The sequence below is a fragment of the Gemmatimonadota bacterium genome (genome assembly GCA_040882465.1).
GTDB lineage: Bacteria > Gemmatimonadota > Gemmatimonadetes > Longimicrobiales > Gaopeijiaceae > JBBEBG01.
The window spans coordinates 25,409-37,585 of sequence record JBBEBG010000030.1 but is presented as its reverse complement, the minus strand read 5'-3'; the positions used below and the strand labels follow the sequence as shown (position 1 = coordinate 37,585).

The 12,177-nt window shown below is 64.3% G+C and carries 12 protein-coding genes; 3 read left to right on the top strand and 9 right to left on the bottom strand.

The window, feature by feature from the left end:
• Positions 1–6 precede the first annotated feature (6 nt).
• Positions 7–285 carry an NAD(P) transhydrogenase subunit alpha gene (locus tag WEG36_11125; protein MEX1258158.1) on the bottom strand — a complete coding sequence of 93 codons (279 nt, stop codon included), beginning with the start codon at positions 283–285 and terminating at the stop codon, positions 7–9.
• Between the two features lie 3 nt (positions 286–288).
• Entirely contained in the window at positions 289–1,434 is a 1,146-nt protein-coding gene (locus WEG36_11120; GenBank protein MEX1258157.1) for an NAD(P) transhydrogenase subunit alpha, read from the bottom strand.
• 264 nt (positions 1,435–1,698) lie between these two features.
• Between WEG36_11120 and WEG36_11115 the strand changes: the two genes are divergently transcribed.
• Positions 1,699–2,757 carry a YifB family Mg chelatase-like AAA ATPase gene (locus WEG36_11115; protein ID MEX1258156.1) on the top strand — a complete coding sequence of 353 codons (1,059 nt, stop codon included), beginning with the start codon at positions 1,699–1,701 and terminating at the stop codon, positions 2,755–2,757.
• Here the strand turns inward: WEG36_11115 and WEG36_11110 are convergent.
• From WEG36_11110 to WEG36_11090, 5 genes are all read right to left on the bottom strand, one after another.
• Positions 2,729–4,258, bottom strand: coding sequence for a recombinase family protein (locus tag WEG36_11110; GenBank protein ID MEX1258155.1), 1,530 nt, complete (start codon positions 4,256–4,258; stop codon positions 2,729–2,731). The two genes, WEG36_11115 and WEG36_11110, sit on opposite strands and share 29 nt — an antisense overlap.
• A complete protein-coding gene (locus tag WEG36_11105; GenBank protein MEX1258154.1) occupies positions 4,255–7,230 on the bottom strand; it encodes a type IV secretion system DNA-binding domain-containing protein in 2,976 nt (991 codons plus the stop codon). Before WEG36_11105 ends, WEG36_11110 begins: the two co-directional genes overlap by 4 nt.
• 3 nt (positions 7,231–7,233) lie before the next feature.
• Positions 7,234–7,731 (bottom strand): hypothetical protein, encoded by a 498-nt coding sequence (locus WEG36_11100; GenBank protein MEX1258153.1) that lies wholly within the window; start codon positions 7,729–7,731, stop codon positions 7,234–7,236.
• Positions 7,732–7,835: 104 nt separating this feature from the next.
• A complete protein-coding gene (locus tag WEG36_11095; protein MEX1258152.1) occupies positions 7,836–9,047 on the bottom strand; it encodes a DUF87 domain-containing protein in 1,212 nt (403 codons plus the stop codon).
• Between the two features lie 919 nt (positions 9,048–9,966).
• The gene (locus WEG36_11090) at positions 9,967–10,224 is read right to left on the bottom strand and encodes a hypothetical protein (protein ID MEX1258151.1); all 258 of its coding nucleotides are present in this window, start codon (positions 10,222–10,224) and stop codon (positions 9,967–9,969) included.
• A 150-nt stretch (positions 10,225–10,374) separates the two neighbouring features.
• Here WEG36_11090 and WEG36_11085 point away from each other — a divergent pair, with 150 nt between their 5' ends.
• Positions 10,375–10,785, top strand: coding sequence for a hypothetical protein (locus WEG36_11085; GenBank protein ID MEX1258150.1), 411 nt, complete (start codon positions 10,375–10,377; stop codon positions 10,783–10,785).
• Between the two features lie 76 nt (positions 10,786–10,861).
• Positions 10,862–11,077 (top strand): hypothetical protein, encoded by a 216-nt coding sequence (locus tag WEG36_11080; GenBank protein ID MEX1258149.1) that lies wholly within the window; start codon positions 10,862–10,864, stop codon positions 11,075–11,077.
• 140 nt (positions 11,078–11,217) lie between these two features.
• Here the strand turns inward: WEG36_11080 and WEG36_11075 are convergent, their stop codons facing one another.
• Positions 11,218–11,439 (bottom strand): hypothetical protein, encoded by a 222-nt coding sequence (locus WEG36_11075; protein ID MEX1258148.1) that lies wholly within the window; start codon positions 11,437–11,439, stop codon positions 11,218–11,220.
• A 44-nt stretch (positions 11,440–11,483) separates the two neighbouring features.
• On the bottom strand, positions 11,484–11,852 hold the full coding sequence (locus WEG36_11070) for a JAB domain-containing protein (GenBank protein ID MEX1258147.1): 369 nt from the start codon (positions 11,850–11,852) through the stop codon (positions 11,484–11,486).
• Positions 11,853–12,177 lie beyond the last annotated feature (325 nt).

The window sequence follows — 12,177 nt, the reverse complement described above, 5'->3', positions numbered from 1 at the left end:
TGCGGGTCAGTGCTTCCGGAACATCCGAAGCATCCGGTCGGTCACGAGGAACCCGCCCACCACGTTGATCGTGGCCATCACGATCGCGATTCCCGCGAGGATGACGGCGAGCCGACCTCCGTCTCCGCCCGCGACGAGGAGCGCCCCGATCAGGGTGATCCCCGAAACCGCGTTCGCGCCGGACATGAGCGGAGTGTGGAGCGTCGGTGGGACGCGCGTGATGAGCTCGAAGCCCACGAGTGTCGCGAGGACGAAGACGTAGACACCAAGCAGCCATTCACCCATCGGTCACTTTCCTCCTTCCGGTGTGCGGACCTTCCCCTCGTGGGTCACGAGGATCGGGTTCACGATTTCGTCCGCGGGATCCAGCGTGAGAACGCCATCCTTCACGATGTGCTTCAGAAGGGCGAGGAGATTGCTTCCGTACATCTCGCTCGCGTGTTGCGCGACGCCGGAGGGAAGGTCCACCGGCGCGAGGATCGTCACCCCCTCGTGGACGACGGTCTCCCCGGGACGGGAGAGCTCGCAGTTACCTCCCGTTTCCGCCGCGACGTCCACGACGACGGACCCGGCGCGCATCTCCTCCACCATCCCGCGCGTCACGAGGAGCGGCGCGGGGCGCCCGGGGATCTGGGCGGTGGTGATCACCACGTCGGCCTTCGGAATGTGGCGTCCAAGGAAAGCCAGCTGGCGGTCCTTCTCGTTCGCTTCGAGCGCGCGCGCGTACCCGCCGGCCGCCTCGGCCCCTTCGGGGAGCGCCTCGTCTTCCGCGAGAAAGGTGGCCCCGAGGCTTCGGACTTGCTCCGCGGCGGCGGCGCGGATGTCGTAGCCCTGGACCGACGCGCCGAGCCGCCTCGCGGTGGCGATCGCCTGGAGCCCGGCGACCCCTGCGCCGAGCACGATCACCTTCGCGGGGCGGACCGTTCCGGCCGCGGTCGTGAGCATCGGAAAGAATCGCGGGAGGTGCGAGGCGGCGAGGAGGACTGCGTGATAACCCGCGGCGGTTGCCTGCGAGGAGAGCGCGTCCATCCGCTGCGCACGGGTCGTTCGCGGAATCCGTTCCATGGCTACCGCGGAGGTGCCGCGTGCGGCCAGCGCCTCGAGGAGGCCGGGAGCCGCGCCCGGAGAGAGAAAGCTCAGGAGGACGGACTCGCCCGGCAGGGGTGCGACTTCGTCTTCACCCCCATCGGAGGGGAGGGCGGGGGGGCGCACCTTCAGGACGCACCGCGCACCGGAGAGGGCCGACGCACGGTCGGGTGCCACGGTCGCGCCCGCGCTCCGATACTCCTCGTCGCTCCATCCGGCGCGGGTGCCGGCCCCCGACTCCACGGTGAGCTCGCACCCGAGCGCCAGGAGGCCGGCGACCTGCGAGGGCGCGAGCGCGGCGCGGCGCTCCAGCGGGTGTCTCTCCCGGAGAAGGACGATCTTCGTCACTCTCGCTGCGACACCGCTCTGATGGTCAGGCGCACGGACGACTCCAAGTGGTTGGATCGGAAGCGGAAACCAAGATGGCATCCCGCCTCGGAGGGAGAAAGGGAGTTCGGAGGGTGCGTCGAGGGAGGAGTGTGGTGGGGGGCAGCCGCGGGTCCCCGAAGAGGCCGTCGCTCCCATGGCCGCGCCCGCTGGAATCGCCCTGATTCGCGAGGGGCCGGCGCGCGGGGCGTTGGGCCCGGGGGAAAAGGTGAACGAAGGGGCACGATGCTCGCGGAAGTGCTCTCCGGAACGCTCGTCGGGATCGAGTGCGTCCTGGTCAGGGTGGAGGTCAGCGTAGCCGACGGGCTCCCGTCCATTTCGGTCGTGGGTCTCGCCCAGAACGCGGTGCGGGAAGGGAAGGATCGGGTGCGAGCGGCGCTCCAGGCGGCCGGGTATGCGCTCCCGCCGCGGCGAATCACCGTGAACCTCGCGCCGGCCGATCTCAAGAAGGAGGGGACCGGACTGGACCTCCCTCTCGCCCTCGGGTTTCTCGCCGGAGCGGGTCATGTGCCGGCCGCGGCGCTCGCCGGTCGGGCCTTCCTGGGAGAGCTCGGCTTGAACGGCGAGGTCCGTGGGGTGCGGGGCGCCTTAGCGGTGGCCGCGGCGTGCCGGGAAGGGGGCGTGGAAACCCTCGTCGTGCCGCGGGAAAACGCCGGAGAGGCGGCGGCTGGGGCCGGGGCGATGGCGGTCGTGGGCGCCGCATCGCTCGGCGAAGTCGTCGCCCTGCTGCGTGGGGAGGCGGGCGGGACACGCGTGCGTGTGGACGTGAAGCGTCTTCTCGCCGGATCGCCGGGCGAGGGCGAGGAGATGTGCGAAGTTCGCGGACATGCCGCGGTCAAGCGTGCGCTGGAGGTCGCCGCCGCCGGGGGGCACAATCTCCTTCTGATGGGCCCACCGGGCGCCGGAAAGACGATGTTGGCCCGCCGGATGGCCGGAATCCTTCCCCCTCTCACCCCCGAGGAGGCGCTTGAAGTGACGACCGTGTTTTCCGTTGCGGGGCTCCTGCCGCCCGGAGAGGCGCTGGTGTTTCACCGTCCATTCCGGGCGCCGCACCATACGATCTCGACCGCGGGTCTCGCCGGCGGGGGTTCGCCGGCCAGGCCGGGCGAGGTGAGCCTCGCCCATCACGGAGTCCTCTTCCTGGACGAGCTTCCGGAATTCTCGAGATCGGCCCTGGAAACGCTCCGGCAGCCTCTGGAGGATGGATGGATCTCGATCGTGCGGGTCCGCGACCGCGTCCGATTCCCCGCGCGATTCACCCTCGTTGCGGCCATGAATCCCTGAGGCCGTGAGCCCCTGATGCCACGGTTAGGGGGGCGGCGGGGGAGTAGAGGAGGTCGATCGAAACCGTATCTCCCCCAATGGTTATCCGCTCCACCACGTCCTCGACGATCCGTCGCTTCTCCTCGGGAGAGAGGGAATCCCAGCGACCGTACAGGTCCCGTGCCTCCGAGACGATCTCTTCCCGGGACAGGTACTGGACCGCCAGGAAGTCGGCTTCTCCCTCTACGCGGGGGATCTCTTCGCCAAGTTGGGCGAGACGGTTTTCGAGCGGCTGGTACCTCTCGCCGAAGCCCTGCGAGCTGATCGTCCCGTCGAGATAAAGACGGTACGTCTTGTCCATCTCGGAACGGATCTTCGTTTCCTCCTCCTTCAGCGTCGTGATGAGTTCCCGTTTTCCTTTGAGCGTGGAGTCGGCCGTCTCGAAGTAGGACCGGACCTCGTCGGGAGAGAGGAGAAATCCGTGCAACTGTTCCCTGAAGACGGCCTCCAGATCCTCCACCGGGATCCTGTTCTTGCACTCCCGGCAGATGTACTTGGGCGAATTGGACGGCACGGACATCTTCCCGCCGCACTCGCAGATGGTGAGACCGGCGAAGAGATGGGTCACTTTCCGAACCGGCTTCCGGTTCTCCCTCCACCCTTGGATGGTGCCGTTACAGAGATTCCAAAGCTCCTCGGACACCACCGCCTCCACCTCGGTGTGGATCCACTCCTCCGGAGGCTTGAGGATCCAATGCTTCCCGTCTCCCACGCTCTGGGTGTAGTTCGAGCGTCTCACTCCCTTGGCCGTCGGGTCCTCGATCAGCCGTCGAATGGTGGTGCCGGTGAACTGGCTTCCGTTGCGGGTCCGGTAGCCGGCGTCGTTCATGAACCGGGCGACGGTCTTGAGGCGTCGGTGTTGGGCGAATAGCTCGTAGATGTGCTTTCGGACCGGGGCCTCCGCGGGATCTGGCCGGAGCTTCCCGTCCTCCCACCGGTAGCCGAAGGGAGCCGCGCCACCAAGAGGCTTCCCCATCTGTGCTCGCACGCGCACGGACGCCTTCACCCGATCCGCGATCTCTTCCCGCTCCCACTGGGCCATGGCCGCGATGAGGGTATAGAAAAACCGGCCAGCGGGAGTGGAGGTGTCGATGGATTCCGCGAGGGAGACGAGATCCGCCCGGTGGGTCTCAAAGTATTCCGAGAAGTCGAGGAGCTCCCGGGTGTTCCGGGCCAGGCGGGCGAGCTTTGAGAAGATGAGTCCTGTGATCCGGCCGGTGGCCACGTCTTCGAGCATGGCCTTCGCCTCGGGATGGTCCTTCACGGACTTCCCGGAGACCCCGGAGAGGTCGTAGAGGCGGACCACCTCCCAGTCCTTCGATTCGGCGTACATCCTGGCCCGGCGCTCGTGGTGCTCGGGGCTCTCGCCTTTGGCCTGGTCTTCGGTGGAGACCCGGATCCAGATGCCCACCGGCTTTCGTTCGGTCCGTGCGACCGGACCCTTCTTCGCCTCTCTGATCATGACGCCTCCTCCCTCACGCGCTTCACGCTTCTGAGCATCACCTCGGCCACGGCCTTCCGACGATTCTCCTCGTTCCCCTCGCCGGAGACCCGGTGCCGGACCTTCACGGCGTATCCGCGCACGGTGCTTTCCCTCATGTCCGGTTCCTGGGCCTTGAGGAAGGCCAGGAACTCTTCTGGGGAGAGGACGCTCACCCGGGCGAGCTCTTCCGAGCGAAGCTCGTCGGAGATCTTGGCGTAGAGCTCCCCGAGGAAGTGTCGGTCGAGTGATATGGCGGCGACATGGCTGAACGGGCCAGCAAGGCACTTCTGGACGTTCCGGATCTCCTGCTCGATGGTGCTCGTGCCGGCGATCTCGCACGCGATCCGGAGATCTCCACGGGTGAGAGCAACGTCCACCCGTCTCCCGTCCGGAAGCTGCTTCTCGATGTCTGAGCGGAACCCCTCGGCCCGACCCCACTCGGTCACGAGTCCCTGGATGTACTTGTGGACGGCTCCGCCGCGTCCCGGTAGAGCGGATGGATCCATGATGCTTGAGACCGGACCTTCAGGTGCCTCAGGATCGCGCGCGGGGCGCCTTGTGGGCGCGATGGGCTTCGGAGGTGGTTCCGAGGACGGGCGAGCCGTTCCGCGCTTCCCATGGCGCTCCAGGCTCGCCCTCCGGACCTCTTCGCGCCGCCGCTCAAGCCTCTCGGCCGGAACTGCTTCGAGAGGTTCCGTCCGGAGGCGGAAGGACTGGTCCTTCCGCCCCACCCGGCAAAGTGCCTCGCCCCTTCCGAGGCTTGTGAGATCCTCGGAGGTGAACTCTCCCATTCCCTTCTCGAGCTTTCGCGCGTCCTCATCCGAGACCCGGAAGACCACTCGCGTATAGGCATTGGTGAGGACCGCCCTCTCCACCTCGGGCATCTCTCGATGCAGCTGATACAGGTCCTGGTGGGCTACGGTGAGACCGAGCCTGTACTTTCGGACGCCCGAGAAGAGAGACGCCATGGAGGGAGTGGCCAGATGGTGGAATTCGTCGAGGTAGAGGTGGAAGGGCCTTCGGGATCGCATCTCGGTGTCCTGACGAGAAAGCCCTACCTGGTGGAACTTGGATACGAGAAGGGACCCTAAGAGCGCCGCGTTCTCCTGGCCGATCGCTCCCTGGGAGAGCTTGGCCAGGAAGATCGCGCCCTCGTCGATCATCGCCCGGAAGTTGAGCGGCTTCTCCTCCTCGCATACGACTTCTCGCACGAGCCGGGAGCGGAGGAGAGTGTCGAGGCGAGTGAGGATCGGTCCCTGGGGCTTCTTCCCCACGAGAAGTGGGAACTCCTGGGTCCAGAACGAGGTGATGTGGTCGTCCTGGACGGTGGAGAGAAAGGCGGCCCGGTACGTCTCGTCGAGGAGGAAAAGGCGCAGATCCTTAAGGGTGCCGCCCCGGTTCGATTCTAGGAAGGCCAGAACTGCATTTGCCAGGACCGCGTTCATCTGGTCTCCCCAGGATGTGGAGAGTCTCCGGAACACGGCCACTAAGTCAGAGGCGAGGATGTCCTTCTCGGCATCCGAGTGCGCGCCGAGGATGTTCCACCCGGCGGAGGCCTCCGGATCGGCCGGGTCCAATAGGATTACGTCCTTGACCCGCTCCTCGGGAATCCGCCCCAGCACGTCCTCGATCAGGTCCCCGTGGGGATCGAGGACTCCGACCCCTTCCCCGACTTCGATGTCCTGAAGAATCATCCGCTCGAGGAGCGTGGACTTCCCGGTACCAGTTCCCCCGATCAGGTAGGTGTGCTGGAGCCGCGCCTCAGGCGGGAGATGAACAGGAACCTCCTCTCCGCGATGCCGGGACCAGCCGAGGACCGTACCCGTTCCTTCACGGACCTCTCGCGGAAGGACGATCTCGGGTTCGGGCACACGGATGAGAGCCGGACTCCGCGTCTCCGATCCCGGCAGGCGGAAGAGTGAGGAGAGCTCCGCCAGGGAGAGGATCATCCCGCTTCGCCGGGTAGTGCGCTCCAGGATGTCTTCGATCAGGGCGTTCGAATCGCCCCCGGCGAGAGGTACGAGCTCGTTCCGGTCCGGCGTTCCGTACTGTGCGAGGGCTCCGGTTGCGGCCCGAAGAAGTCTCCAGACGCCATCCTCGGCACCGGAACGGGCCGCCACCCGCAGAACCACGGCGTAAAGGGGATCGGAGCATTTCTCCCGTGCGAGCTCCGTGATCTCAGGAGCGTCCACGAAGAACGGCTCGCCATCTGGAGCGGTCACGGACGCGATCACGCTCGGCGCCCACGGAGATCGGACTTCCTCCGACAGAATTTGTACGAGCGCCACCTCTCCATTTCCCGCTCCCGAAAGAGCGCCCAGGAGAGGAGTGAGCGGATCCGGGCGCGCCTGGAACGTCCGGAGCGGAATCATGAACTCGCGGGCGAGTCCGAACTCCAGGGCGAACGCCGGTGCCCCGGATTCGCCATCCCAGCACTGACGGAGGGGCGCGACTGTCCGAAGGACCGCACCCGGAAAGAAGGCTCGGGCCTGGCTCCGAAGCTGCCCTAGATCCTCACCCGATACGGCGAGCCGGAGCGAGACTCGACCGCCGCCTCCCAAAAGCTCCAGGCTCAGGGGCCCCGTTCCCGCGGATATCGCACGGAGCCAAGCCTCGGAGGTGGCGGGATCGATCTTCGCTTCGGGCGGGACGAGGATCTCGATCTGGGATAGGGGGCCGGTTCGCCGGCGGGGCGAAGACGGTTCCGGCCTTTCCAGTTCCTCCCTGGCGGCATGTTCTTCAGACGGACGACCGATCAGTCCCTCCCATAGTGAGGAGAGGAACGTGGGTTTCCTGGCGTCATCCCGAATCGTGCCGGGTGGCGCGAAATGGCCGAGGAAAGGCGCGAACGGGGGCTCCAGGGCCACCGGCTCCTTGTATGAGCGCCAGCCCCTTCCAGCGAGCTCCCAGGCGTAGAAGTTCGCTGTGAGCGCCTCGACCGTGCTCCGCATGGGTCAGCGCTGGAAGTATTCGCGCTGGATCGGACGGCGCTCAAGCTCCGTGAGGGCCCGGAGGCCCCGGGCGGTAGTGAGGCCGTCGAGGACCTCGATCACCGCACCGTGGATCGCAGTCTGGAACATGAGGGCGGTGTCGATCTGGTAGTACGTGACCGGCTTCAAGAATCGCCGAATCCAGACTCCCACGAACGGAATCATGAGGACGAGCGCGAGTAGGCCGGAGGGTTTCTCTCCGAGCCACCAGGAGATGAAGAAGCCGTCTCCGAAGGGCGCGCCACAGATGTCGAAGATGTACTCACGCCGACGGGCTCTGAGGTACTCGCGCTTGGCGGAAAAAACACCGCCTTCCTTCCAGTCCACGCGACCAAGCTTGGTATCGGGAAGCTCGCGCCTCCCCACGGCGTTCTCGACCGAGGAGTAAAACTCCATCGGCGAGGCCTGAAGGCCCTCGATGAGCTGATACCAGTGCGAGAAGACGATCGGCGCCGCGGCCATGGACACCTCCCTTGGATATGGGGCGGAAGGCAAACGAGGGAGAATGCGTCCGGACTGACAGGGAGGCAAGTATTATAAGACGTAATCTGTATGGTCCGGGAAATTCAGGAAGCCGCCGCGCTGATGCCCGCCGGGATCTCGTCCAGGGATCCGAGCGTCTCGGCGGAGAATGGCTTCGATGTCTCACCCTCGATCATGAGTTTGAGGTAAACGGAGTACCTGGGGAGGCTCGTGAGATCCGTCGCGTTGAAGGTGGGCGCGAACTCGCGGCCAAGGTATTCGGCGTCCGCCGCTCCTACGCGGAACGAAACCATGGTTCCCACGTTCCCGAAAACGGCATCCCGAACCTCCGTATCCAACTGTCCGAGGTATTGGTGAGCGAGGACCATCCCCACCCGGTACTTCCTGAGTTCTGAGAGCATGTTGGCGAGGGTGAGGGTGGTGAAGGTCTGAAACTCGTCGAGGTAGACGATAAAGTCCCGCCGATTCTCCGCCGGTTGGTTGCTCCGAGACAGCCCGGCCAAAGCGATTTGGGAGAGGAGGAAGGCTCCGATGATCGTAGCCGGCCCCTCGCCGATTTTGCCCTTGTCCAGATTCACGAGGAGGACGCCCCCTCGGTCCGTGAGCTCGCGCAGACGAACGACCCGTCCCGGCTCGACGAAGATCCGGCGGACGAGGGGATTGGTGAGAAGCGCTCCGATCTTATTCTGGAGCGGAGCGATCACCATGGACCTGAAGCCCGGCGTGTACTTCTCGTACTCGTTCGTCCAGAACTCCTTCACGGCGGGGTTCTCGATCTCCTGCACCACGGACTTCCGGTATTCCCGATCAGTGAGAAGGCCGGGAACGTCTCCGAGGGTGCTTCCCGACGTCTCGAGGAGGGTGAAGACGATGTTCCTAAGGATGTGCTCAAGCCGCGGGCCCCAGTCGTCCGGCCAGATCTTTCGGAAGGTTTCGATGAGCCCCGAGGCCGCGAGAGGCCGCATTGCCGCCGAGACGTTCGCGAACGGATTGAAGTGCCAGTCGATGGCGGGGTCGGGAATGTCGAGGACCGTGACTCCTCCGGATCTCTCAGCGGGTATCGCGCTACGGATCTCGGAGAAGAGGTCTCCGTGCGGATCGAAAAGCGCGAATCCCTCTCCCCGGGCGAGATCCTGGAGAGCCATGGTGCGGAGGAGGGTGGACTTCCCCGTCCCGGTTTTCCCGATCACGTAGAAGTGGGAGAAGCGGTCTTCCTGTCGGATGCCGAATGGGGTGTCCGAGTTCCGGTGGTTGGTGCGGGCGAAGTAGGTGATGTGGTCCGGGAAGGATGCCATCGGCTCATGATGCCCGATGGCACCTCCCGTACCCAAGGAGGTCCCACCCGCCGATCGGGAGGAAAAGGTCCGGGAAGGTGGGCCTCGATCGGGGCCAGTGGACTCCTAAGGGCTCTCCTCCCTTCTCATGAGTTTCTCCTCGACTTGTCGTTGATCACGCTCGGACGAGCATCCGGAAGGGTGCATGGAGAGAACTCCACTATCTTCGCAAGTGTGGTCTGGTCAAAACGAGAGTCGATATGCCGTCCGCACATTGCAGAGCCGCTGGTATAGGCCAGTCACGCAAGATTGGATCGGGACAACGTCTGGTAGGCGCGCGACTCCCGGGGGAAATTCAGCCGCCCGTGAGGCGCTGTTGGATCGCGGCATTTATCTCCGCTTCAAGGACTCCGGTAGATAGGCAGGTCCTCTGGTCTAGGACTCGTTGAGTAAGACCACCCTCAAAGCGGTCTGCACGGAATGTTGTGTTGATGCGAATTTCAGGCTGCGGTCCGGTGTTCGTGATCAGTACGTTTATGCGAGTCTCATAGTTGCGGAAGGAGTTGGCAACGCCCGCACTTCCGCAATCAGCATACTGAGCTGCTTCTGTCAAACCCGTCCATTCCGTGGCGATCGTGCCTGAATTGCGGTCCGTGGAAGAGGCTGGAAGATTTAAGGCAGCTAGTGACTGTACCGTTGCAGTGAATACCTCTTCCGTGGTCGCACTGGGCACCGGAAACGAGTTTACAATGTCTCTTTGCTGCGGAGCACTCGCACAGCCGACGATAACGGCGGGTAGGACCAACATCGATATTGCCGATTGACTACGCATAGCGCCTCCGACATTCATGAGTGGACATCTGCAGCCAGTGACGTTGGTGACCTTCCCAGGAAAGGTCGTCCGTGACGACGGCCTGCGGAGCTTGAGAGTCAGCACGATTCACCGAGGTTGGCCCATCTTCTCGGCTATCTTCGTGGCGATCATCTCGGCGTGCTCAGCCATCACCTCCTTCCGGAGGTGCCATCCTGCGTGGCCCACCGCGACGGCCCAGAAGAACGGAGCGATGAAGGCTCCCACGAGGGAGACGAGAAGGATCACAGCGGTCCCGTAGATGAGGCTGTTGAGAACAAACGCGCCCCAGCTCTTCCGCATGACGAAGTAGAGGGGCGAGACGAACATGATGGCGAGGTACTTCATCTCGTTCGTTTCTCCATGATGGACGAGGGACCCCGGAACCGCTGTCCACGCCGTTGCGTCGGAAAGCTTTTCGGAGGTATGCTTCCCAGTGTACCGAACCAATATTCGCACAAGATTCGCACAACCTAGGAACCGAGCCGGCGGGTGTCAATGCCGGCTAGATCCGATGTTGGCATCGCAGGAATCCGGAGGCTCGCCAAGAAGCGGGTCGAGGAGACCTCGCTACGAGCTGTGGCAGCCGAAGTTGGCATGAGCTACAGCGGGCTTCGGAGTTTCCTTGAGGGGAGGGAACCGTATCGCGGGACGCGGATGAAGCTCATGGCCTGGCATGCGCGAGTTCAACACCCCACCGCGGAGTCCATCAGCACCGAGGCCGTGGAGGAGGCCCTCGCCCTGCTCGGCCGGTATCTCGCATCGCTTCAGGACTCCAAGATCCGCGGCACGGTGTCCGCCGAGCTCATGAGAGCGGTCCTGATTGGCCTTGAGGGCCCGGTTCTGGCGGAGGTGTCCGACGCAATCCGTAAGGTGCTGAAGGAACACCTAGGCCCTCGACGACGTTGAGGACTCCGTTGGATAGGTGCGGCGCCGTCCCATACAGACATGGGCTATACGGGGAGGGGAACCACATCCTTCCTGGATGGACCGCCACCACACGTTTCCCGGGAAGTACGTCGCTTTGGTACAGGGGCTTCCGCGCGGGCAAGAACTCCTTGATGCGCTGATCGAGGACTTGGAAGGTCCGGGAGGGGTTCCCGTGGAGGATCTCGTGTCCTGGTGGAAGCTCGTGCTCATCGCCTACGCGGGGACTCCCACCAATGACGTCGCTAATTGGATTCTGAAGGGTGAAGCGTAGAGCGACTTCTTGCCTCGGGGGGCCTCACCCCTTCCTTTCGGGAACTGATGGGCGTCTCCGGACGGTGCTACGATGACCAGCGTTTCGACGAGAACGCGCAAATGAAAAGGACCCAGCCCGGCGGGTTGGGTCCTTCAGGATCAGTACTCCTCCGGGAGGAGGATGGTCGTGACCGACCGATCCCATTCCGTGATGATCCAGAACTTCACCTCGGTGGAGGTGCGATATGAGGAGAGAAGGCGTCCACCACAACGGAGAGCGCGGTCGTTGGATTCGCGGTCTTCGGGATCCAAGTCTCCCCAATCAGCTACGGCGTGGCGGGAGAGGGATTCAAGTACGTCGACTGGAGGGAGGGAGCACATGGCTCCTGGGGTGATGAGCGTCCGTCCGAGCGATACCTGGGCTCTCACTTCACGCCTTCCTGCGTGAGCGAGTACCACTTGGACTCGTTCACGATCAGGAAGTCCAGGACTCGGATGCCCATGATCTTCCCGGCCTCGGTGAGCTGCCGGTAGACCGCTCGGTCTTCCGGAGAAGGTTCGAGTTCTCCGGAGGGATGGTTGTGTCCGATGACGATGCAGTCGGAGTTCGCGAGCACCGCCGACTTGAACACCTCGCGGGGGTGGACCAGAGCGGAGGAAAGGCAGCCAATGGAGATCGTTTCGATCGCCACCGGCCGATGCTTCGTGGAAAGATGAACCACCACGAAGTGCTCCCTGTCCTTTCGTCCGATGAACGAGGTAATGAGCCGGGCCGCCGCTTCGGGACCGGTCACGCGGTCTCCGTGCTCGGCCACGGAGGGTGGGAGCTCGGTGGAGTAGAGGACTACCCTTGGTGGTGGACTTACCCTCGGGGCCGGCGCCCTTACGAGTTTCTTCTTGCTGGCTGGCATTTCGGTGTCTCCTTCCGGGGATCATCCCGGTGAATACGAAACGCCGTCCGTGGGCTCTCGAATGAGCGGGCCTAGGTACGGCGTTCGCAGGAAAGAACGGGTCCGTCCACGGTCATCCGTGGACGCCCGATGCCAGCGTATCAGGGGTTAGATAGGAGGCAACGGAGGACGTTTCCGACGGTAGAGGCGGCTTCCTCTCCCCCTGCGG